Origin of the sequence: Streptomyces sp. NPDC050842 (assembly GCF_044456565.1) — a bacterium.
In the GTDB taxonomy this organism is placed as follows: domain Bacteria; phylum Actinomycetota; class Actinomycetes; order Streptomycetales; family Streptomycetaceae; genus Streptomyces.
This window is the reverse complement of the sequence record NZ_JBITGA010000002.1, coordinates 721,562-743,698: the sequence shown is the minus strand read 5'-3', so window position 1 is coordinate 743,698 and position 22,137 is coordinate 721,562. Positions and strand designations below refer to the sequence as shown.

23 protein-coding genes are annotated in these 22,137 nt (G+C 71.4%); 11 read left to right on the top strand and 12 right to left on the bottom strand.

Going from position 1 to position 22,137, the window contains the following annotated elements; genetic code table 11:
• Positions 1-16: 16 nt before the first annotated feature.
• A complete protein-coding gene (locus ACIBG6_RS08555; protein ID WP_399221820.1) occupies positions 17-2,017 on the bottom strand; it encodes a flavin monoamine oxidase family protein in 2,001 nt (666 codons plus the stop codon).
• A 187-nt stretch (positions 2,018-2,204) separates the two neighbouring features.
• A complete protein-coding gene (locus ACIBG6_RS08550; RefSeq protein WP_399221819.1) occupies positions 2,205-2,819 on the bottom strand; it encodes a PepSY domain-containing protein in 615 nt (204 codons plus the stop codon).
• A gap of 111 nt (positions 2,820-2,930) precedes the next feature.
• On the opposite strand from ACIBG6_RS08550, the gene ACIBG6_RS08545 reads away from it, so the two are divergent.
• Both ACIBG6_RS08545 and ACIBG6_RS08540 read left to right on the top strand, forming a co-directional pair.
• Positions 2,931-3,593, top strand: a complete 663-nt coding sequence (locus ACIBG6_RS08545; RefSeq protein WP_329619579.1) for a response regulator transcription factor — start codon at positions 2,931-2,933, stop codon at positions 3,591-3,593.
• Positions 3,590-5,053: a sensor histidine kinase gene (locus ACIBG6_RS08540; RefSeq protein WP_399221818.1), complete on the top strand. Its 1,464-nt coding sequence runs from the start codon at positions 3,590-3,592 to the stop codon at positions 5,051-5,053. Before ACIBG6_RS08545 ends, ACIBG6_RS08540 begins: the two co-directional genes overlap by 4 nt.
• On the opposite strand, the gene helR is transcribed toward ACIBG6_RS08540, so the two are convergent.
• Entirely contained in the window at positions 5,034-7,223 is a 2,190-nt protein-coding gene (gene helR / locus ACIBG6_RS08535) for an RNA polymerase recycling motor ATPase HelR (protein WP_399221817.1), read from the bottom strand. The genes ACIBG6_RS08540 and helR overlap by 20 nt on opposite strands.
• Positions 7,224-7,409: 186 nt before the next feature.
• Here helR and ACIBG6_RS08530 point away from each other — a divergent pair, with 186 nt between their 5' ends.
• From ACIBG6_RS08530 to ACIBG6_RS08515, 4 genes are all read left to right on the top strand, one after another.
• The gene (locus ACIBG6_RS08530) at positions 7,410-7,907 is read left to right on the top strand and encodes a MarR family winged helix-turn-helix transcriptional regulator (protein WP_399221816.1); all 498 of its coding nucleotides are present in this window, start codon (positions 7,410-7,412) and stop codon (positions 7,905-7,907) included.
• Positions 7,904-8,371 (top strand): MarR family transcriptional regulator, encoded by a 468-nt coding sequence (locus ACIBG6_RS08525; RefSeq protein ID WP_399221815.1) that lies wholly within the window; start codon positions 7,904-7,906, stop codon positions 8,369-8,371. The genes ACIBG6_RS08530 and ACIBG6_RS08525 overlap by 4 nt, the downstream gene beginning before the upstream one ends.
• 30 nt (positions 8,372-8,401) lie before the next feature.
• Positions 8,402-8,575 carry a hypothetical protein gene (locus ACIBG6_RS08520; protein ID WP_399221814.1) on the top strand — a complete coding sequence of 58 codons (174 nt, stop codon included), beginning with the start codon at positions 8,402-8,404 and terminating at the stop codon, positions 8,573-8,575.
• A 77-nt stretch (positions 8,576-8,652) separates the two neighbouring features.
• Complete coding sequence (locus ACIBG6_RS08515) at positions 8,653-8,946, top strand: hypothetical protein (protein ID WP_399221813.1); 294 nt, start codon at positions 8,653-8,655, stop codon at positions 8,944-8,946.
• Between the two features lie 78 nt (positions 8,947-9,024).
• Here ACIBG6_RS08515 and ACIBG6_RS08510 read toward each other — a convergent pair whose 3' ends face one another.
• The 9 genes from ACIBG6_RS08510 to ACIBG6_RS08470 all read right to left on the bottom strand — a co-directional run bounded on the left by ACIBG6_RS08510 (position 9,025) and on the right by ACIBG6_RS08470 (position 15,596).
• Entirely contained in the window at positions 9,025-9,720 is a 696-nt protein-coding gene (locus ACIBG6_RS08510; protein WP_399221812.1) for a hypothetical protein, read from the bottom strand.
• A gap of 109 nt (positions 9,721-9,829) precedes the next feature.
• Positions 9,830-10,798: a hypothetical protein gene (locus tag ACIBG6_RS08505; RefSeq protein ID WP_399221811.1), complete on the bottom strand. Its 969-nt coding sequence runs from the start codon at positions 10,796-10,798 to the stop codon at positions 9,830-9,832.
• Complete coding sequence (locus tag ACIBG6_RS08500; protein ID WP_399221810.1) at positions 10,789-11,985, bottom strand: hypothetical protein; 1,197 nt, start codon at positions 11,983-11,985, stop codon at positions 10,789-10,791. The genes ACIBG6_RS08505 and ACIBG6_RS08500 overlap by 10 nt, the downstream gene beginning before the upstream one ends.
• Before the next feature lie 17 nt (positions 11,986-12,002).
• Positions 12,003-12,968, bottom strand: coding sequence for a hypothetical protein (locus tag ACIBG6_RS08495; RefSeq protein WP_399221809.1), 966 nt, complete (start codon positions 12,966-12,968; stop codon positions 12,003-12,005).
• Positions 12,965-13,276 carry a hypothetical protein gene (locus ACIBG6_RS08490; protein WP_399221808.1) on the bottom strand — a complete coding sequence of 104 codons (312 nt, stop codon included), beginning with the start codon at positions 13,274-13,276 and terminating at the stop codon, positions 12,965-12,967. The genes ACIBG6_RS08495 and ACIBG6_RS08490 overlap by 4 nt, the downstream gene beginning before the upstream one ends.
• Positions 13,277-13,579: 303 nt before the next feature.
• Complete coding sequence (locus ACIBG6_RS08485) at positions 13,580-14,347, bottom strand: YqjF family protein (protein WP_399221807.1); 768 nt, start codon at positions 14,345-14,347, stop codon at positions 13,580-13,582.
• Between the two features lie 57 nt (positions 14,348-14,404).
• Positions 14,405-14,839 (bottom strand): PPOX class F420-dependent oxidoreductase, encoded by a 435-nt coding sequence (locus ACIBG6_RS08480; RefSeq protein ID WP_399221806.1) that lies wholly within the window; start codon positions 14,837-14,839, stop codon positions 14,405-14,407.
• Positions 14,840-14,918: 79 nt separating this feature from the next.
• On the bottom strand, positions 14,919-15,047 hold the full coding sequence (locus ACIBG6_RS08475) for a hypothetical protein (protein WP_399221805.1): 129 nt from the start codon (positions 15,045-15,047) through the stop codon (positions 14,919-14,921).
• Positions 15,048-15,110: 63 nt separating this feature from the next.
• A complete protein-coding gene (locus ACIBG6_RS08470; RefSeq protein WP_399221804.1) occupies positions 15,111-15,596 on the bottom strand; it encodes a VOC family protein in 486 nt (161 codons plus the stop codon).
• A 236-nt stretch (positions 15,597-15,832) separates the two neighbouring features.
• Here ACIBG6_RS08470 and ACIBG6_RS08465 point away from each other — a divergent pair, with 236 nt between their 5' ends.
• From ACIBG6_RS08465 to ACIBG6_RS08445, 5 genes are read left to right on the top strand one after another with little or no spacing between them, the layout of a single operon-like run.
• Positions 15,833-17,104 carry an aminotransferase class V-fold PLP-dependent enzyme gene (locus ACIBG6_RS08465; RefSeq protein WP_399221803.1) on the top strand — a complete coding sequence of 424 codons (1,272 nt, stop codon included), beginning with the start codon at positions 15,833-15,835 and terminating at the stop codon, positions 17,102-17,104.
• Complete coding sequence (locus ACIBG6_RS08460) at positions 17,089-18,423, top strand: ABC transporter substrate-binding protein (protein WP_399221802.1); 1,335 nt, start codon at positions 17,089-17,091, stop codon at positions 18,421-18,423. The genes ACIBG6_RS08465 and ACIBG6_RS08460 overlap by 16 nt, the downstream gene beginning before the upstream one ends.
• Positions 18,424-18,425: 2 nt before the next feature.
• The gene (locus ACIBG6_RS08455) at positions 18,426-19,415 is read left to right on the top strand and encodes a carbohydrate ABC transporter permease (protein ID WP_399221801.1); all 990 of its coding nucleotides are present in this window, start codon (positions 18,426-18,428) and stop codon (positions 19,413-19,415) included.
• Positions 19,412-20,227 (top strand): carbohydrate ABC transporter permease, encoded by an 816-nt coding sequence (locus ACIBG6_RS08450; RefSeq protein ID WP_399221800.1) that lies wholly within the window; start codon positions 19,412-19,414, stop codon positions 20,225-20,227. Before ACIBG6_RS08455 ends, ACIBG6_RS08450 begins: the two co-directional genes overlap by 4 nt.
• A 5-nt stretch (positions 20,228-20,232) precedes the next feature.
• Positions 20,233-22,116, top strand: coding sequence for a glycoside hydrolase family 36 protein (locus ACIBG6_RS08445; RefSeq protein WP_399221799.1), 1,884 nt, complete (start codon positions 20,233-20,235; stop codon positions 22,114-22,116).
• Positions 22,117-22,137: the final 21 nt, after the last annotated feature.

Here is a 22,137-nt window from a genome sequence, read left to right as displayed (position 1 = left end):
CCCGGGGACCACCTCGTCAGCCCGTGTGGACCTTCAAGGCCGTACGGACGGCGGACTCCAGGGCGCCCTCGATCCACGCGGGCTTGATCGACGTGTGACACCCCGCGAAGTGGAGCGGTCCCTCGGACGTGGGGACGTCCGGGAACAGCTCGGTGTGCTGCCCCGGGAAGAGCACCGAGGCCTCCCCGTACGCGTAGTGGTCACGCATCCACGACTGGGTCCTGCACTTGTTGGTGAAGAAGACCTCGCAGCGGCGGCCGAAGACGGCCTGTACGCCGGCGAGCGCCCGCAGGTACCGCTCCTCGTCGGCGAACGCGTCCCACTTCAGGGCGTCGTCGGCCCAGCTGTAGGAGGCGAGCATGATGCCTCCGTCGCTGCCCTCCATGGGCGCCGCGTGCTCGAAGTACATGAAGCGGTTGGCGTTGTCGCTGACCGAGCCGCCGCCCCGCACATGGGACGCCTCCGGTTCGCGCCCCGCGACCGGACGGAAGACGGAGAAGTACTCCTTGACGGCGTCGGGGACCGTCACCCCCAGGTCCTTCACGGACCGGTGCGCGCCGAGGAAGTCGCCGTGCGCGACCCCGCCCGCCCGGTACCGCTCGTACAGCCCGTCCTCGATGGAGTCGAGCGCCTCCTTCCACTGCGCCTCGGTGAACTCCCACCAGCGCCGGGAGAACTCGAGCAGCACCTTGGTCGCCGCGTCGTAGTGCAGCTCCGTGATCGCCCGGCGCTTGCCGTAGGCCAGCGGAGGGTCGAAGGTCACGTGCCGCAGGCCGGAGAAGGGGACGGTGACGATCGCCTCGTCGCCCTCGAAGACCTCCGTGACGCCTTCCCCGCCGGTCTGCTGGTCCTCGGAGACGGTGTGCACCCGGACCTTGCCGCCGCTCCGCTCGATCCGTACGGCGCGCCGGTCGAGCCGCACCTTCCCCTTCACCGGCGCGTACAGCGCGTCGGCGAACAGCGCGGTGCCGCCCTTGATCTCCCAGAACTTCGTCTTCGGGTCGATCAGCGCGGCGGACAGGAAGCTGTGCATGAAGGAGAGGTGCAGCCGCGAGGTCAGGTTCTGGATGGTGCCGACGAGGTCGATGGTGCGGGTGTCGAGTCCGGCGACCTCGGTGAGGTAGCGGTACATGGACCAGTGGCCGTACGTCCGGAGGATCTCGACCCAGCCGTCGACGAGGGCCGTCCCCTCCTTGTCCCGGACGAGCCGGCGCGCGGGTTCGAGGGCGTCCGCGAGGATGGCGGCGGCGGTCTTCGTCCGGTGGTCGCCGGTGACGCCGAAGGTGTCGTTGATCCTCGCCGGGTCCTTCTCGTAGTCGGCCCGGCGCATGTGGACGCCGTTGACGTGGATCCAGGTGCGGTCGGCCTGCTTCGCCGGATTCCCGACCTCCACGTCCACCAGGTAGAACTCCTGGCGGGGGAGGTCGAACTTCTCGATCAGCGCCATGAGGAGCGGGTGGCTCTCGGGCAGCCGCATCGCCCCGGCCTCGGCGTACTGCAGGGGGTCGGCGAAGGGCTGCTCCCCGTTCTCGTGGCCGCCCTTGCGGAACGTCTTGATGCGGCCGCCGACGCGGTTGCCGTTGGCCTCGATCACGACGACGTCGTGGCCGGCCCGGTTGAGCAGGTCGGCGGCGAGGAGTCCGGCCGGCCCGGCGCCGACGACCAGGACCCGCTTCGTGGCCTTCGCCCGGCGGGCGGGCAGGCCGTTCTCGACGATCCTCAGGTAGGTCGGGACGAGCGACTCGTCGTGCTCGTCGTAGACGGCGATGGCGCGGGCGACCGTGGCGAACGCCCGGGGGTCGGTGCCGGGCGGCGCGACGGCCGGGACGGCGGCGGGCACCGTCGAGGGAGCGGTGGCCGGGCTTAACGCGGTCGCGGGCCCGGCCGAGGCGGCGGCGAGCCCGGCGGCGAGCGCCGAGGCACCCGTGGCCGTGACGACGGAGCGTCGTGAGGGAGCGCCGAGGGGAGTGTCGAGGGGAGGGTCGATGTCAGGAGTGTGCGTGTCGTGAGTATTCATCGCGCACACACTCGACGTACGGGCGTCCCACGGGCCAGCGCGTTCACACGGACGGGGAGCTAAACCACTCGTCTTGCTATATGACGGAGTCCCCTGGTCAACGCCATGATCCGCCGTCCGCCGTGCGGGTGAGCGGCCGGTCGACGAGCCCACCGACACGGGCGGTCGCCACGCCCCGGCGCAGCGATCAGTCGTCGTCGCCGTCGTCGCTGTCGTCGCGGTCCGCGACCAGCGCGCCGGTCTTCACGTCGACGTTCCAGTCGTCTTCCGCCCCATCCGTCGGGCGGACGCTCACGTCCCAACTCGTGGCGGGGGCGTCGTCCTCGTCGGTGAGCTCGACCGAGGTCACGAACCCCTTCGCGGCGGCGGTCTGCGCCGCCTGGCGCGCGCTGACCTTCGCGTCCCTCACCGCGGCGTCTTCGCCGGCGTCGTCGGTGTCATCGGAGTCGGTGTCCGTGCCGAGGACACGGCCCGACACCGGGTCGATGTGCACGGTGTGCGTGGTGGAGCCCTTGGCGCCGAGAACCACGACCTCCCAGTCGTCGTTCTCGTCCGCGTCGTCGTCCAGTTCGGCGGAGACCACGGCGCCGGGGCGCGCCTTCACGGCGGCGTCGATCGCCTGGACGGCAGTGATCCGAGCCTCCTGCTCGGCCACACGGCCTCGGTCGTCGTCCCGGTCCAGCGCCGCACGGGCCTGTTGGACCGGCGCGGACTCGGTGCCGCCGGCCGCGAGGGCGACCGCGGTGCCGCCGGTGACCAGGGCGACCGCGGTGGCGGTGGCGATCACGAGTTTGCGCTTCATGGGGTTCCTTCCGTCGTCCGATGCGATGGCCCCACTCTGCGGAACGCATGCTGAAGCGGTGCTGAAGCCACCTGAAGGCGGCTTCAGGTTCCGTTTGCGAAGCTGGTGGGCATGCGGCTGCTGATCGTGGAAGACGAAAGACGCCTCGCCCTGTCCCTGGCGAAGGGCCTGCGGGCCGAGGGCTTCGCCGTGGACGTCGTCCACGACGGGCTCGAAGGACTGCACCAGGCGTCCGCCGAACCGTACGACCTGGTGGTGCTCGACATCATGCTGCCCGGCATGAACGGCTACCGCGTCTGCGCCACCCTCCGCGCCGCGGGCAACGACGTGCCGATCCTGATGCTCACCGCCAAGGACGGCGAGTACGACGAGGCCGAGGGCCTCGACACGGGCGCCGACGACTACCTCACCAAACCGTTCTCGTACGTCGTCCTCGTCGCCCGGATCCGGGCGCTCCTGCGCCGCAGGACCGGAGCCGGCGGCTCGCCGGTGCTGGACCTCGGCACCCTGAGGGTCGAGACCACCGCACGCAGGGTCTTCCGCGAGGGGACGGAGGTCCCGCTCGCGGCGAAGGAGTTCGCCGTCCTGGAACAGCTCGCCGTACGTGCCGGGGAGGTCGTCTCCAAGAGCGAGATCCTCGCCCACGTCTGGGACTTCGCCTACGAGGGCGACCCGAACATCGTCGAGGTGTACGTCAGGACGCTGCGCCGCAAACTCGGCGCCGACCTGATCCGTACCGTCCGCGGCGCCGGCTACCGCCTGGAGGCGCAGTGAGCCGCCGGCGCCCCTTCGGCTCCGTCCGGGCGAAGGCGACCCTCGGCGCCACCCTGGTCGTCGCCGTCGCCCTGGTCGCTGCGGGCATCGCCGTCCTCCTCGCGCTCCGCAGCAACCTCGGCGGGCAGGCCGACGCCGAGGCCGACGCCGCCGCGCGCCGGGTCGCGTCCCAGATCGCGGCGGGCACCCCGTACGCGGAGCTCGAACTGCCCGACGCCGAGGACCACCCCGTCCAGGTCGTCGACCGGGACGGCCGGCTGCTCGCGGTGAGCGAGGACCTGGAAGCCATCAGCGGCACCGGCGTCCCCGGTGTCGCCCCGGCGCCGAGCCCCGGCACGGACCGCGATGACGCCGACGACACGGACGACCCCGAAGCCGGCAGCGTCGGCGAGACGACCTGGCACGGCGAGGGCCGCGCCACCGTCGACGGCCAGGACGCCACGTACCGGTTCAGCCAGGTCGAGGCCACGGACCCGCGCGACGAGACCGTGCTCGTCTACGCCGGGGCGTCCCTCGCAGGACGCCAGTCCACCGTCGGCACGGCGGCCGTCGCGATGATGACCGGACTGCCCCTCCTCCTGGGCGTGGTCGCGGTCGTGACCTGGCTGGTGACCCGGCGCGCCCTGCGGCCCGTCGAGGACATCCGTCGTGAGATGGCCGCGATCAACGCCTCCGCCGACCTGAGCAGGCGGGTCCCGGAGCCCGTCAGCGGTGACGAGGTCGCCCGGCTGGCCCGTACGACCAACGAGACGCTCACCGCCCTCGAAGCCTCCGTGGAACGCCAGCGCAGATTCGTCGCCGACGCCTCCCACGAACTGCGCAGCCCGATCGCCAGCCTGCGCACCCAGCTGGAGGTCGCGGCGGCCCACCCCGACCTCCTCGACCTGCCCGGCGCCGTGGAGGACACCGTCCGGCTCCAGCACCTCGCCGCCGACCTGCTCCTCCTCGCCCGCCTGGACGCCGGGGAGCGGCCGGGCGACGGGCGGGTGGACCTGGCGGAGCTGGTGGCCGGGGAGGTCGCCCAGCGGACCGGCGACCGGATCCGCGTACGGGTCGAGGCAGGCGCCGGAGCAGGAGGAGATGCCGACGCCGGGGCGGTCGTCTCCGGCTCCCGGCAGCAGCTCGCCCGGGTGATCGGCAACCTCCTCGACAACGCCCAGCGGCACGCGGACACCCGGATCACGGCCACCGTGAGCGTGACGGACGGCGGCGTCCTGGTGCGCGTGGACGACGACGGCCCCGGCGTCCCCGAGGCCGAACGCGACCGCGTCTTCGAGCGCTTCGTCCGCCTCGACGACGCCAGGACCCGGGACGACGGCGGCGCGGGCCTCGGCCTCGCCATCGCCCGCGACGTGGCCCGCCGCCACGGCGGGGACCTGACCGTCGGTCAGGCCCCCGGCGGCGGCGCGCGCTTCACGCTCCGCCTGCCGCCCGCCGACCTCAGGAGCTCGAGAGGATGACGAGCCGCTGGGTCGCCCGGGTCATGGCGACATAGCGGTCGACCGCTCCCTCGATGCCCTCGCCGTACGTCTCCGGGTCGACGAGGACGACCAGGTCGAACTCCAGCCCCTTCGACAGCTGCGGGGTCAGCGACCGCACGCGGCCCGTCGCCGGGAACGTGGGATCACCGATGACGCAGGCGATCCCGTCGGCGTTCTCGGCGAGCCAGGTGTCGAGCACCGAGTCGAGCTCCGCGACGGACCCGTGGACGACCGGGATGCCGCTGCTGCGGATCGAGCTCGGCACGTTCGCGTCGGGAAGCGCGGCCCGGATCACCGGCTCGGCCTCCGCCATGACCTCCTCCGGCGTCCGGTAGTTGACGCTGAGCGAGGCCACGTCGATACGGTCGATCCCGACCCGCTCCAGCCGTTCCCGCCACGACTCGGTGAACCCGTGCCTGGCCTGCGCGCGGTCACCGACGATGGTGAAGCTCCGCGACGGGCAGCGGATCAGCAGCATCTGCCACTCCGCGTCGGTCAGCTCCTGCGCCTCGTCCACGACGACGTGCGCGAACGGCCCGGCCAGCGGGTCCACGTCGGCGCCGGGCAGCGCGGTCTCGTCGATCAGGCTGTCCTGGAGGTCACGGCCGCGCAGCATGGTCACCGCACCCTCGCCGTCGGCATCGGACTCGACGATGTCGCTGATGACGCCGGCCATGCGCTCGCGCTCGGCGGCGACGGTGGCGTCGTGCCGGCGCTTGCGCAGCGAGGCCTTCGGGTCGCCGAGCCGCTGCCGTGCCGCGTCGAGCAGCGGCAGGTCCGACACCGTCCAGGCGTGCGGGTCCTCGCGCCGCAGCGTCCGGACCTCGTCGCGGTCGAGCCAGGGAGCGCACATCCGCAGGTAGGCGGGGACCGTCCACAGGTCGCCGACGACGTCGGCGGGTTCGAGGAGCGGCCACGCGCGATGGAGCGTGCCGACCAGCTCCTTGTCGTGCAGCAGCGCCCTGCGGAACTGCTCGGGCGACACGGCGTCACCGCCGTCCCCGTCCCCGTCGCCGCCCGCGTGCCCGTCCGCGTCGAACTTGTCCCAGAGGATCGTGGCCAGTTCCTCCCAGATCAGGTCCCGTGCCTCGTTGTGCGGAGTGCTGGGCCCCGGCGCCTGGAAGGCCTCGACCCATTCGTCCGCGCTCAGCCACATCTCCGTCCACGGTGTGGTGACCGGCATCCCCTCGGTCGGCGGATCCTCGTAGAACCGGACGGCCTTCTCGATCGCCTTCACCATGTCCGCGGACGACTTCAGGCGGGCGACCTCCCCGTCGGCCTCGCCCGGCGCCGAAGCCCCCTCGGGGACGAGGTCCCGCAGGGTGCACGTCCGCACGCCCTCCTCGCCGAGGCTGGGGAGGACGTCGGCGACGTACGCCAGGTACGGGTCGTGGGGGCCGACGAAGAGCACGCCGCCCCGACGGTGACCGAGACGGGGGTCGGAGTAGAGGAGGTAGGCGGAGCGGTGGAGCGCGACGACGGTCTTGCCCGTACCGGGACCGCCGTCGACGACGAGCGCGCCGCGGGATCCCGCACGGATGATGGCGTCCTGGTCGGACTGGATGGTGCCGAGGACGTCACGCATCCGGGCCGAGCGGTTGTTGCCGAGGCTCGCGATGAAGGCCGACTGGTCGTCGAGGGCGGCGTGCCCGACGAACGCGTCCTGGGTGAACACCTCGTCCCAGTAGTCGCTGATCCGGCCGCCGGTCCAGCGGTACCTGCGGCGGCTCGCGAGCCCCATCGGGTTGCCGTGGGTCGCGCCGAAGAACGGCTCGGCCGCGGGGGAGCGCCAGTCGATGAGCAGCCGGCGCCCCGAACTGTCGGTGAGACCCAGGCGCCCGACGTACAGGGGCTCGGAACCGTCCGCGGCGACCATGTGCCCGAGACACAGGTCCAGGCCGAAGCGGCGCAGCGCGCGCAGGCGGGCGGTCAGCCGGTGGACCTCCATGTCCCGCTCCATCGCCTCACGGCCGACGCCGCCGGGGGCCTTCAGCTCGGCGTCGAGCCGGTCGGACAGTTCGGCGATCACCTGGTCGAGACTTTCCGCGATGTCCGCGAAGTGCTTCTCGTCACCGGCGATCAGCGCCGGGTCGGCCTTGGGGGAGAGTCGGTCGGGAAGGTCGAACGCGCTGGTGATCAGGGGGGTCATGTCGAGGATTCTGCGGTATCACCGGGGCCTTGCCGCAAGCCCCCCTGTGCGCTATAAGTTGTAAGTGGCAAGGAGTGCGTACATCCTCCTGCCGACCCTCCCACCCCCTCTTCCGCACCGCCCGCCGCGGATCTCCGCGAGAAAAATAGTAGCCATGGATATAGTAGCTATGTACTGTATCTCGATGTGAGCAGAGCAACTGAGGGCGCCACGGCGGGATTTCTGGTCTGGCGCCTGTCGATGAAGTGGCGGGTCGCCGTCGACCGGGCGGTCGCACCGCTGGGCCTGACCCATGCGCAGTACGCGCTGATGGCCTCGCTGTACGGCATGGCGCGCTCCGGGCTCCGGCCCAGCCAGCGCCGCCTCGCCGACCACACGGGGCTCGAAGCGCTGTACGTGTCCAAGCTGGCTCGCGCCCTGGAGGCCGCGGGGCTCGTCGCCCGCACCCGGGACCCGGACGACCCGCGCGCCGTGCAGCTGTCGCTCACCGAGGAGGGGCGCGACGTCACCCGCCGCGCCATCACGGTGGTCCAGGGCCTCCTCGACCAGTTGCTGGAGCCGCTCGGGGGACAGGACGGCCCGCGCACGAGGCAGTTCACCCGCGAGCTGGCGACCCTGCTCGACGTACCTCTTGATCCGCACACCGTTGATCCGCACACCGAGAACGACGAGGAGCAGTCATGACCACCACAGCCACCACACCCACCACACCCGCACCCACGGCCAACGGCCGGACCGTCGCCCTGGCCTTCTTCGCCGCGCGCGCCGTCCTGGAGGGCGTGCTGACCCGCCACGGCCTCACGTACCACCAGAGCGTGACGATCCGGGCCGTCGTGGCCGCGGGCGGGTCCATCGCCCGTGACGCGCTCGTCGCCGACGTCAACGGCTCACTGAAGACCGACGAGTCGGTCGTACGCGGTGTCGTCGACGAGCTGACCGCCGGCACGCTGCTGGAAGAGGACCCGGCGGACCCGTCCCGGCTGAGGCTCACGGAGGCCGGACGGGAACTGGACGAGACCACCTCCGCCGAGTCCGCCGAGGTCTCCGCCCGGCTGTACGCCGGCATTCCGGCCGAGGACCTCGCGGTCGCGGGCCGCGTGCTGGCCCTGGTCACGGAGCGTGCCAACGCCGAGCTGGCCGGCGCCTGACCGTCCGGCAGCGGCGACGACAACCTGATCGTGAACATCTACGAACTCGCCGCTCACGACGACCACACCGCCCTGCCCGAGGACGAGAACGTCGTCAACGAGATCGGCGAGCGCCGGGAGACCGTTCCGTTGCCGGAGGGGCCGCTCGTGGTGCAGTTCGAAGCGGCGGACGGCCCGTGGCGGGCGAGGCTGAAGGGGATATAGCGGAGGGTGGCCCCCGTTCGGGCGGTGGGAGCGGGGCGGGGCCGTGTCCGTCGGCACGTCGCTCCGTTGTGAGGGGTATGACCTCAACACGACGCATTTCCTCGGTCCTGGCCGTCGCCGCCGCCTTCTCGTGCCTCGGCGCGTCGGCGGCACAGGCCGTCGCCCCCACCAGCCCGCTCGGCCCGCCCATCAACCCGATCAGCGAGCTCGACGCCGTCGCGACGACCGGCATCCCCGAGGAGTCCCGCGGCCGGATGCCCGGCATCGCGGGCCAGCTGGGCGGCCTCAACGGCGTGAACGAGCTGGGCCAGATCCGCCAGCTCACCGACCTGGCGGCCCCGGTCACCGGCGTGCTCCCCGAGATCTCCTGACCGACCGCCCCCGCCTCCGGACCGGCACCGTGCAGTACTCGCCTCCTGCACGGTGCCGGCGGATCGTGCGTCGACCCGTCACAGGACGACGCACCAGGACTGGTGCTCCAGGTACTTCGCGTATCGGGCGTTCACCGTGTCGCTGTCGACGAAGGTGCTGGCGTCGAGCTCCATCTCGTCGGGCGGAATGCGAGAGCCGATGGCGCATCTCAGGGCTGCGACCTTGCCGGCGAGTACGCCGACGATCATGTGGTCCTCGGTCGACACCAGCGCCGAGCCCGAGTCTCCGCCTTCCGGCAGGACGCCGTCCGGTCTGATTTTCAGGAGCTTCTCAACACCGACGTAACCCTTGCCCCGCTCGAGAAGCCCCCAGTACTCCAGGTCGAAGATCTCCCCCGACAGGACTCTGCCTGTCGTCGTGCCCATCCACTGCACTTTGTCGCCACGCCTCGGGGGACGGACCTGGAGGGGTGGAGGCTCGCCGAGATCCCCTGGCGGGCCCGGGTAGACGCCTCCGGCGATGACCGTGGTCGTCTCCCCTTGGAAGGCCTCGAAGAACGCGAAGTCGTACGAAGCGTCCGTACGATTGGACCTGTCCGTGAAATAGTCGGCCCGTCTGTCGTAGACCGTTCCCCCGCACACCCCTTGGACGATGCCGATCTCCTCACTGTCCGCGGGGTTCGTGATCCTGCTGGGCTGATAGACCGACGCCCCCTTGTCAGGCAGGACATGCGCGGCGGAGATCGCTATCCTCCGCCCCTGGTCACCCCACACGATCGTGGCACCCAGCGTTCCGGCTCCCGTCAGCGTGGCGCACTGGATCTCGGCGCCGCCCGGGGTGGGCTTTTGGCGAGGCATCTGAGGTCTCCCGTCCCAAGCGTGATCAGATCGCGGGCGCCGGTCGTGTCACGGACGCGATCCGCGGCGTACGGGCGCGCGTGAGCGCGGCGACATCCGGCGTCTCCGAGGGCTTGCGCAGGTCGTCGACGTCGAACGGGCCCGAAACGACGGGTGGTTGTTTCCCGCTGATGACCGAGGACAGCGGCTTGCCGTTGGCGTCGAAGACGGTGAGTACATCCGTCAGCTGCCAGAACAGGAGCATGACGGGTGTGACCCCCGTCATGTTGTCGTAGGTGGTGGAGACGGAGGAACTCGTCTGCGTCGAGACGGTCACCTGCTGCGTGGTGCTGGAGGTCTGACTGAGCGACGCCGAGACGGACGCGCTGAACGGGCCCCAGCCGATACTGGCGCTGGCCCCCACGGAATCGTTCACGGTCTCCGAGTCGGAGGAGGTGTCCTCCATTCCCGAGGTGACCGTGTAGCTGACGGTCCTGCTCTCGCCCGGGGCGAGACTGTACGAGTCCGGCATACGCTTCCAGAACTGCTCGCGGGTCACGCGGTGGCCGTACAGCGGGATTCGCCCGGCGCCCACCAGGATTCTCGCCCCGTCGGGTGGAATGACCACGTCGCGGGTGGGGAACGGAATCTCGCCGATGCCGTTCGGATCCAGCAGGTCCTGGCCGGTGACGGTGTGCCAGCCGGACAGCGAGTACCTTTCCTGGACGACAGCGACGAACGCCCCGGAATACGATGACTTGACGAGCCAGTACGTTTCGATCGGTGCGCGCATCTCCATTTTCCCGCCCGGGTGGAGTCGCGTTCCCGGATGACCCGCGTCGTACGTGCCGGTCCTCTTGTTGATGCCGTACAGGTCGCCGTCGTAGCCCACCCAGTAGACGTCCACGGGGATCGGTGTGCCGTTCGTGAGCTGCAGCGTGCCTTCCGGCTGGTCCCACCAAGGGGAGCGCAGGGTCCCTTTGACGGCCTCCTGGTAGGCGTCGGTCATTTCCATGGATCCTCCTCGCTGAGGTAGTAGACGCGTGGACCGCCGGCGGGAACGGCGGCCAGCGGGGTGGCGCGCGCGACCGCAGGAAGATCCGCGTCGGTGCTCAGGTCCGTGGAAAGCCACTCTCCCCCGACGCGGCGCAGGTGGATGAGGTGCCGCTTCGGGTCCAGGTAGAACAGACGGCACGATTCGCCATGGTCCGACGGCGTGACCGCCAGGGCGCCCGTTTCCGCGACGAGGGGCGCGCCGGTGCCGTGGTCGGCGCTCTCGGTCGGACTGCCGGGCTGCCACCCGGTACCGCGCCAGGCCATCTCGATCAGCCGGCCTCCGTCGTCCCGGTAGTAGACGTGCGGCCGGCTGCCGTCGACGAGTGCGGCGGTCAAGGGGCCGGCGGCGGCCGCCGCGGGCGCTCCGGCCCGGGTGGACAGGTCGACGACCTCCCAGCCGGCACGGACCTCGGGATCTCGCCTGCTGGGCGGCCGGATGACGTACGTCAGCTCGATGAGCCTGCGTTCCTCGTCCAGGTAGTAGACGCGCCGCATGTCAGAGCCGGACCCCAGGGCGGCCAACGGACCGACCGCGCCGGGCGGGGGCGCGTCGAGCGTCGACGTCAGATCGGTGACCGACCACAGCTCACCGCCGGTGTTCACCCAGGACGCCTCGATGAGGTGGCCTTCGCCGTCCAGGTAGTAAAGATGCCTGGTACGTCCGGCCCGCGTCGCGGCAAGCCGCCCGACAGCGGTCGCCGGGGGGCCTTGGGCGCACGGCAGGCACTCCCACCTGCCGTCATCCGACTCCGCCAGTGCGACCGGCCGGCGCCCGCGGTCCAGGTAGTAGATGTGGGGCCCACGACCGGACGTCATCGCCAGAGTGCTGCCACCGGCGGCGACGGGCGCGTCGACCTCGGCGGTGAAGACACGCGTGTCCGGGCGGTCCACGGCCCCCGCCGAGTCGCTCAGCGCCGTGACGCTGCCGGTCACGTCCGCGTAGCAGAGCTGCCGTCCGGCGCCGCCCCCTGCCGTCACGGCCAGGCCACTGGCCGCGGAGGGCAGCGGAGCGACCTGTCGCCAGGGAGTACCGTCGAGTCCCGAACGAGGCTCCGGGGGAGCGAAGTTGAGGTCGGTGTACACCCATCCGCCGCCCTCCTCGGCGACTTCGACGATGCTGATGACCGGCTCGCGGATTCTCTTCACAGCCCTGTCCTCCACCTTCACCGACCTGCCCCTACGGCCGGCCGGATCTCCAGAAGCCTGGAAAGGTCCGTCGGTCCGTCCGCGGCGATCAGCTGGGTCTCCGGCTCGCGCCGGTGTACCGAGCCTTCGTCCACTTCGAAGGGGCCCGACACGACGGTCGGTGTCGTGTCGGAGATGACCGATGCCAGCGATTGCCCCTTCTTGTCGAAGACCGTGATGACGTCCGCCAGCTGCCAGTTGAGGAGCATGACGGGGGACTTGCCGTCATTGCTGTACGAGGTCGACACCAGGGACGTCTGCTGGGTCGAGACGGTGACTTGATGGGTGGAGGTCGACGACTTGCTCAGGGAAGCCGACACCGACGCGCTGAACGGTCCCCATCCGGCACTCGCGCTGGCGCTCACCGAATCGGTCGCGGTCTTCGTGTCGGATGAACTCTGCTGCATGCCGGTGGTGATCGTGAAGTTGACCAGCCGTGTCTCGCCGGGCGCGAGGCTGTACGAGTCCGGCAGCCGCTGCCAGAACTGTTCGCGCGTCACGACGTTGCCGTTCGGCAGCTCCCCCATGCCCACGAGTACCGCCGGGCCGTCCGGGGGAATGATCACGGAGTCGCTCGGCTCGGGTATTCCCCCGATGTCGTTCGGGTCCAGCAGGTCGGAACCCGAGAGGGAGACGAAGCGATTCGCGGTGGTGGCCTCGATGACGGACACGAACGCACCGGAATGCCTCGTCTTGATCAGCCAGTAGTTCTCCGGGTTGCAACCCAGCGTCGTGCGACCTCCGTTCGCCTCCAGGAGCGCGCCCTGATATCCGACCCTCCACCCCGAATCGCTGTTGCCGGCGTGGTCACCCACGTAGTCGATCCAGAAGAGGTCCAGGGCCAGCGGTGTGTCGTTCACGATCTCCAGCAGAGTTCCGTCGTTGCCTCTGACCGAACGCAGGGTCCCCTTGATGGCGGCTTGATAGGGGTCGGTCATTCTCATCGGTCGCTCCGACCGCCGGGGACGGTTTCACGGGTCAGGTAGGAGAGGTGCGCCCCGCTCTCGGTGACGACGGCACTCAGCGGGCTCCGTGCGACCGGTTCGGGAAGGTCCAGCTCACCGCTGAGATCCACCCAGTCCCAGCCGTTCCCGGCCCGCAGAAGAGTGATCATGTGCCCGAACTCGTCGATGAACGGTGCGTACTCCAAGTCGCCGTAGGGGTCGCCCGCGCACGCCAGTGCGCTGAGGGGGGAGGCGGGCGGTGCGCCCGTCACCACCTTCGGCAGCCACCCGTTCCCCTCACGGCTCATCGTGCTGAGGTCGTGCGACTCGGACTTCGATGATGTGCAGTCTTCCCGTAGCCATGAACTCCATCCAATGCTCACGCGTCCGGGCGGCTCGGCGTCAGGAGATGACAGGCGTCCGGACACGCGCGGGCACACCGAGCGGGTATCGCACGGCGGCGGTGGTCCTACGGACAAGGTCGGGATCGGGTGCTCCGAGGCACCACAACGGTCTCGTTCCAGGGTGCGACGGTCGAGGCGGGTTCGCATCCGCTGGCTGCCGGATCGTCGGGCCGGCCGGACGGGCCCTGGCCGCCCGCCCGCCTCCGCTCACGGCGTGGGGATGCCGCCGGGACGTCGGGCCTGGCGGCCGAACTCCACGGGGACGCCGGGCGAGTACAGCACGCTCACGGGCGCACCGGCCGGCCGGGGGAGCCCCGCCGATGCCACCAAGTCCTCCTCGCACGCGAGGAGTTCCGCGCGGTGGAGCGGCCAGCGCGGGTGCGTGTTCGGGAGGTAGAGCGACCGTCCGAAGAAGGCGGTGTGCATGCCCCAGCGGGCCGTCAGGAAATGTTCGAGCTCCGTGGGGGCCTCGACGCGCTCCCCGACCCGCAGCACGATCCGGCTGTGCGCGCCGCGCGGCCCCGGCAGGCGCCGGCCGCTGGTGTACGTGACGGTGGCGCCGTCATGGCGGACGGCCATCCTCGACCAGACGTACGGCAGCCGGAACAGCGCCCGCCCGAAGGCGACGGGAACGAGTCGCGAGGCGTCGAGCGAACGGAACACCACCCCGCGGCGACCCCGCGCGTCCACCGAGTAGAGACGGACGTTCGTCTCGGGAAAGCTGCCCAGGTAGGGGACGCCGGGCAGGCGGAACCATCCGACCCGGTGCATCCGGAAGGCGACGAGCCCGACGTACGTCACACCGTTCAGGGTGTCCGGAACGGTCCCGGCCGGCAGCAGCGGGGCGACCACGTCGGGGTCGACGGGCCAGTGGAGGAAGGCCAGGTCGAGCCAGGACTGGGTCAGGAGGGGATTCGGCGGGGCATGGGGTGAGTCCGGGGTGATGGGTTCCGGGGCGGGCGGCGCGAGCGTCACGCCGACAGGATGGCAGAGCCCCGGCCCGGCCCCGAAGGCGGCCCTGCCGGGCCGGGCTCATGCCCCGGGTGCGCCCTGGGGGAGTGGTTCCACGCCGACGACGCGCCGGATCCTCGTCGGCTCGATCAGCGCGACCACCCGCCGCTCACCCGGGATGAGCCATGCGTACCGCTCGGTGCCGAGGTACTTGGCCGCCAGCCGGTCCATGTTCCGGTCTGCCTCCGCACCCTCGACGAACCGCACGACCCGGCCGCGGATCTGGACGCGGTCGAAGGGGTCGGCCCGGTCGGCCTGCGACAGGCACACGCGTGGATCACGGCGGAGATTGCGCTCCTTGACGCGTCCCACGGCGGTGTTGAAGAAGACGAGGTCCCCGTCGAGGCCGACCCACATCGGGCTGACATGGGGCGCTCCGTCGGCGTCGACGGTCGCGACGTACCAGAGGTGCGGGGCCTCGATCCGGTCGCGGATGTCCTGGGTGAGCACAGTCATGGCAGCGTCCTGCCCAGCGGTGCGGGGCGCCATGCCCCGGGTCGACGCCCCGGAGCCCCGGGCGCCGACCCGGTGGCGGTCAGGGTGTGACGGGCACGTTCGTCAGGCCCGGCACGGCGTCGGTGACGGTGTCGCCGGAGTGGACGACGTTCGGGGCGGAGGTGCCCTTCGACGTCGAGGCGATCTTGATGGCGTACGCGCCTGGCATGGTCGATCGGGGGTGTTCCCGGCGGGGCGGGGGCGCTGAGCCGCCCCCGCCCGGGGCGGTCGTTCAGGCGGCGTCGGACGGAGGCTGCATGGACTGCATGGCCTTCTTCGCCCGCTGCTCCATCTCCTCCGCGGGAACGTCCTCCACGTGCGTGGCGAGGTTCCAGCGGTGGCCGAAGGGGTCTTCGAGCTGCCCGGTGCGGTCGCCGTAGAACTCGTCCTTGACCGGCGAGAGTTCCTTGGCGCCCTGGGCGAGGGCCTTGGCGAAGACGGCGTCGACGTCCTCCACGTAGACGTGCAGGGTGACGGGTGTGCCGCCGACCGCCTTGGGCGAGCGGAACCCCATGTCGGGGAACTCGTCCGCGAGCATGACGACCGAGTTGCCGAGGGACAGCTCGGCGTGGCCGATCGAGCCTCCGGGTGCCGGCATGCGCATGCGCTCGACGGCTCCGAGCACGGACACGTAGAAGTCGATCGCGGCCGCGGCTCCGTCGACGCAGAGGTACGGCGTGACGCGCGGGTATCCCTCGGGGATGGGCTGGACAGCCACTGGTTCTCCCACCTTTCCGGTTTCCCGGACAGTGACGGTCACGGCGACCGTCGGCTGTGGCCATGGATAGCCCGAACCCCGGGGCAACCCTCGGCGCCGCGCGCCGCCCCGCGGCGGGTTCCCCCGAAGGGCGGCGGTCGGCCTTGTCCAACCTCTTGCCGAGGCGCCCTCGGCTCTCTAATGTGAACCTTCAAATTCAAGGAAGATCATGCAGACGGCGTCTTGAGGAACAGATTTTGAACGATCAAATCCATCCGCGGGCACCCGAGGCCGCCACCCACGCGGTTCCCGGTCCGCCCCCCGCCCGTGGCCCGATGGCGGGCTACCTCGATCACGCCAGGGTCGGCCCGCTCTCCCGCCGGGCCGCCGAGGCACTCGCCGCCGCGACCGACCTGGCCACCCGCGCGGACCCCGCCGACCTCGACCGGCTGTTCGCCCTCAGCGACGCCGCACGGACCTCGGCGGCCCGGCTCCTCGACGCCCACCCCCACGAGATCGCCCTCTCCCCGTCCACCAGCAACGGCCTGTTCACCGTGGCCGCCGGCCTCCAGGGCCCCGGCACCGTCCTGGTGCCCCGCGGCGAGTTCCCCGCCAACGTCTACCCGTGGCTGCGGTTCGCCGGCCGAGGCGGCCCGGACGTCCGCCTCGTCGACCCGGACGGGCAGCGCCACATCACCCCCGACCTGCTGCGCCGGAACCTCACCCCCGACGTCACCGCACTCACGGTCAGCGCCGTCGACTCCCTCACCGGGCACGTCGCACCGCTCGCCGCCCTCAAGGAAATCCTCGGCCCGGACCGCCTCCTGATCGTCGACGCCATCCAGGGACTCGGCGCCGTACCGCTCGAAGCGGATGCCGCCGACGTCCTCGTCAGCGGCGGCCAGAAGTGGCTACGGGCAGGCTGGGGTGCCGCGCTGCTGCTGATCCGCGACCGGTGCGCCGAGCGCGTCGCCCCCGGGCTCGGCGGCTGGGCCGGTGTCGCGGAGCCCTTCGCGGCGCGGCACCCCGCGCCCCCACTGCCCGGGGCCGCGGCCCACCTCGCCACCAACCCGGACTTCCCGGCCGCCGCCGCCATCGGCGCGGCCGTCGACGAACTGCTCGCCGAGGGCGGTCCGGCCGCCACGGGCGCCCGGATCAGGGCCACCCTCGCCGAGCTCCTCGACCGGGCCCGGCAGGCAGGCGCCGAGATCCTGCTCGACGGGCTCGGCCACCGGGAACGCGCCGGAATCGGCACCTTCCGTCTCCCGGGTCACGACCCCGTGACCGTCCACCGCACTCTCGAAGCGGCCGGTGTGATCACCACGCGCCGCGACGAGTGGATCCGCCTCTCTCCCCATGTCTCCACCCCGGCCGTCGCGGTGGATCTGTTCGCGGACGCGCTGCACGCGCTGACCGGCCGGACCCGGACGGTCACCGACACCACCCCCCGTACCGACACCACCCCCGGCACGCACACCACCCCCCGGCCGCACACCCTCACCCAGGAGCCGACATGTCCCACCAGCTGAGCCGCCGCCAGATGCTTCACCTCGCCACCGCCTCCGCCGCCGGATTCGGCCTGGCCGCCTGCGGCGGCGGCGGATCGGGCACCGACACCGCCGGCGCCGACGGCGACAGCGGGAAGATCACCGTCTGGAGCTGGACCTCCGCGGCGGAGGCCCTGCGCGGAGTCGTCCCCTCCTTCGAGCGGGACAACCCGGACATCAAGGTGGAGATCCAGGACGTCGGCGAACCGGCCATCTGGGACAAGATCACCGTCGGCCTCGCCTCGGGCGGCAAGGGGCTCGCCGACGTCCTCCACATCGGCGTCGACTACCTGCCCGGCTACCTGGCGAAGTTCCCGGAGGGCATCGCCGACCTGTCGCGGCTCGGCGCCGACAAGCACAAGGACGCCTTCGTCGAAGGCCTGTGGCCGACCGTCATAGGCAAGGACAGAGCCGTCCACGCCCTGCCCTGGGAGGTCAACCCCCTCGGGCTGTTCTACCGCCACGACTTCTTCGAGAAGGCCGACGTCGACCCCGCCTCCCTCACCAGCTGGGACGACCTGATCGCCGCCGGACCGAAGATCCGCGCCGCCACCGGCGCCCAGCTGATCGGGCTCGACAAGCCCGGCACCACCCAGGACATGGACTTCTTCCAGAACCTGATGCAGCTCCAGGGCGCCTTCTACTTCGACCAGGAAGGCAAGGTCACCCTCGCCTCCCCGGAGGCCGTCAAGGCCCTCACCGTCATCAAGCGGCTCAACGACGGCGGCCTGCTCGCCGACACCGCGGGCCAGGGCACCTGGAAGCGGCTGATCAGCCAGGGGAAGCTCGCCACCGCGCCCGAGGCCGCCTGGGCCGTGGGGTACATGGCCGAGAAGTTCCCCGCCCAGAGCGGCAAGTGGCGCGTCATGCAGCCGCCGGCCGCCGTCCCCGGCGGAGGCCGCAGCGTCATCGTCAACTCCACCTACCTCGCGGTCTCGAACACCAGCAAGCGCCGCAAGGCCGCCTGGCGCTTCATCGAGCACGCGCTGACGAAGCCCGCCGAGATCAACCGCATGTACTCCTCCGGCAGCGTCTTCCCCGCCCTCAAGGCGGCCTACGCGGACCCGATGTTCAACGCGCCGCACCCCTTCTACGGCGGCCAGCGCGTGCTGAAGTCCCTCGTCGACTCGCTCTCCTCCGGATCCGAGGCGACCAACTTCACCAGCGACTACAGCCGGGCCCTCAAGCTCGCCAGCGACGCCCAGAGCCAGGTGCTGCTCAAGGGCGCCGACCCGGCCGGCGCCCTCAAGGCGGCCGCCGCGCAGCTCGCCCAGCAGACCGGCCGGCAGCAGGCAGCCTGACCATGTCCCTCGCACCTCCCGAACCCGCTCGCGCCACCGGGACCGTCGCCGCCACCACCACGGGCGGCGCCGGCACCCCTCCCGGCCGCCGCGCCACCCCGCGCCCCGGCCGGGCCCGCCCCGGCCGCCGCCGGCTGCTGACACGCGACTCCGTCCCGTACCTGCTGATCATGCCCGCCGTGCTGGGCTTCGCGATCTTCAAGGCGTACCCGATCGCCGCCTCGTTCTGGATCAGCCTCACCACCGGAAACGGCGACGCCCGGCAGTTCACCGGACTCGCCAACTACCGGCGCCTCATCGACGATCCGCTGTTCTGGACCGCGCTCAAGAACACCGCCCTGATCCTGGTCGTCCAGGTCCCGCTGATGCTCGGCCTCGCCCTGCTCGTCGCCCTGGGACTCAACTCCACCAAGGTCTGGCTGCGCCCGCTCTGGCGGCTCGGCGTCTTCGTCCCGTCGCTGACGGGCCTGGTCGCCGCCGGCGTGATGTTCTCCGTGATCCTCAACCGCGACGCCGGACTCCTGAACTGGGTCCTCTCCTTCTTCGGCATCGACCAGGTGAACTGGCTCGGCAGCCCCTTCTGGGCCCGCGTCGGCGTCGTCCTCGTCATCACCTGGCACTACACCGGCTACAACGCGGTGATGTACCTCGCCGGTCTCCAGGGCATCCCCAAGGAGCTGTACGAGGCCGCGATGGTCGACGGCGCCGGACCGATCCGCCGCTTCTTCTCCATCACCCTGCCCCAGCTGCGGCCGATCCTCCTCCTCACGGTGGTGCTCTCCACCATCGGCACGCTGCAACTCTTCGACGAGCCGTACGTCCTCACCGGCGGCGGCCCCGACAACGCCACCCTGACGGTCACCATGTACCTCTACAACAACGGCTTCAAGTACTTCGACTTCGGCTACGCCTCGGCCCTCGCCTACGCGCTCGCGCTGATCGTGTCCGTCCTCGGCATCCTCCAGGTCCGCCTGATGGGAGAGCGCCGATGAAGTCCCGCGGCCCCCTGCTCACCCTGCTGCTCGCCGGTGCCTTCGGGCTCTGCGTCGGCCCCTTCTACTGGCTCGCCATGGCAGCCACCCAGGACGACAAGGACGTCTTCTCCTGGCCGCCGAAACTGCTGCCGGGCGGCCACCTCCTGGAGAACCTCCAGGGCCTCCAGGAGTCCATCGGCCTGACCCGCGTCCTCTTCAACACCGTCCTGGTGGCAGGCCTCCAGACCATCGGCGCGGTCGTCGTCTCCGTCCTCGCCGGCTACGCCTTCGCCAAGTTCGACTTCCGCGGACGCAACCTCTTCTTCGTCCTGCTGCTCAGCACCCTCGTCATCCCCGACACGGTGATGTTGATCCCGATCTTCCAGATGATGATGGACCTGGGCTTGATCGACTCCTACGAGTCCGTCATCCTGCCCGGCCTCGTCACGCCGTTCGGCATCTTCCTGATGCGGCAGGCGCTGCGGTCCATGCCCGACGAACTCCTCGACGCCGCCCGCGTCGACGGCGCCGGCGAACTGCGGGTGCTGTGGCGGATCGTCATCCCGGTCAACCGGCCGATCATCGCGGCGCTCGCGCTGTTCGTCTTCCTCGGCGGCTGGAACCAGTTCGTCTGGCCGCTGATCGCGCTCCGCAGCCCCGAGATGTACACGCTGCCCGTGGCCACCGCCACCCTCCAGGGCCTGTCCACGACCAACTACGCGCAGGTGCTGCTCGCCAGCGCCATCGCCGCCATCCCCGTGATGGCCCTCTTCCTCATCCTGCAACGCCAGTTCATCTCCGGCCTGCTGGCCGGTGCCACCAAGGAGTGACCCCCGTGACCACCGCACCACCGAACGCCGCTCCCGAGGACGCCGAGGGCGACGCCGCTCCGCAGCAGCCCGTCCCGGCCTGGCGCCCCAACGCGGCGGCCGACGACGTCCCCGGCACCGTCGTCCACCGGCAGCTCGCCACCGGGCTGCTCCACTCCACCGGGGCCCCGCTCACCGTCCACCTCACCGGCCTCGGCGGCGACGCGTGGGAGTCCGCCGTCACCCGGGTCGACCACGGCGTGGCCCTGATCGAGGTCACGGCGACGGAGGCCGTCACCCTCCGCGCCGAATGGCGCGTCCCCTGCGTCGGGGCCACCGCCTACTGGACCCCGGACACCAACGCCTCCCGCTGGCTGCCGCAGTCCTGGATCGTCCCCCGGACCGTCTCGCTCGCCCTCGGCGCCCCCGTCGCGAGCCTGGTCGGCACCGGCGACCGCGCCCTGTGCACCGCCGCGGCCGGAGAGACCGCCGCACCCGTGCGCGTCGGCGCCGGTGTGGTCGAGGAGAGCGGCGAGTTCGCCTTCACCGTCGAGCAGGAACTCACCCCGGACGGCCCGCCGTTGCGGCTGCGCATCGACGTCAGTGGCCGGCACTTCGCGGCCACCCTGCAGGCGGTCACCGACTGGTGGGCCGAGGGCCTGGACCACCCCGGCGTCGCCCCCGCCGCGCGGATGCCCGCGTACTCCACCTGGTACAGCCTCCACCAGAACCTCGACGCCGCCGTCGTCGAACGCCAGGCCGCCCTCTCCGCCGAGCTCGGCATCGAGAGCATCATCGTCGACGACGGCTGGCAGACCGCCGACCGCACCCGCGGCTACGGCCACTGCGGCGACTGGGAGCCCAACACGACGGCCTTCCCCGACCTCGCCGGCCACGTCGCCGAGGTCCACCGGCTCGGCCTCGCCTACCTCCTCTGGTACGCGGTGCCGTTCATCGGCCGGCACAACGACGCCTGGGACCGCTTCAAGGGAGTCGTCCTGCGCGAGGTGCCGCAGCTCGACGCGGCCGTGCTCGACCCCCGCCACCCCGAGGTCCGCGCCTACCTCATCGAGAAGATCTCCCGCTCCGTCGAGGAGTGGGACATGGACGGCGTGAAGCTCGACTTCATCGACCTCTTCGCCTACGCCGACCCGCCGCCCCCGCCCGCCGGCGCGGACCACGACACCGTCCACGAAGGAGTACGCCGACTCCTCGCCGACCTCGACACCCGGCTGCGCCGCACCCGGCCCGACGTCATCGTCGAGCACCGCCAGCCGTACGTCAGCCCCGGCCTCTGGCCGTACGCCACCATGGTCCGCACCGTCGACTGCCCGCTCAGCCCCGCCGAGAACCGCCAGCGCATCATCGACTGCCGGCTCACCGCGGGACCGCTCGCCGTCCACGCCGACATGATCATGTGGAACTCCGCCGAGACCCCCGAGGCCGTGGCCGTCCACCTCCTCAACGCCCTGTTCTCGGTGCCGCAGATCTCCGTCGACCTCACCGCGCAGACCCCCGACCAGCTCGCCACCCTGCGCTTCTGGCTCGACGTCTTCCGCCGCCACGCCGGCGTCCTCCAGCTCGGCTCCCTGGAACCCTCCCGCCCGGACCTCGGCTACCCCCAGGTCCGCGCCGGCGACGACCGCACCACGGTGGTCGCCCGCTACGCGCCGCTCCCCGTCGCCCTCCCGGACCGGGACGGCACGGACGGCCCGGGGACCCTGCTCGTCGCCAACGCGGACGAGGACCCGCTGGTGCTCCTGAGGGCCACCCGGCCGGAACGGGCCCTCGCCCTCGTACAGGACTGCCGTGGTGAGATCCTGTCCGAGACCGTGCTCGACCTCGTCGCCGGGGTGAACCCGGTGACCGTGCCGACCGGCGGCCTGCTCACCCTGACCCGCGAGCACTGACCATCGGCGGGCCGGGGGCGG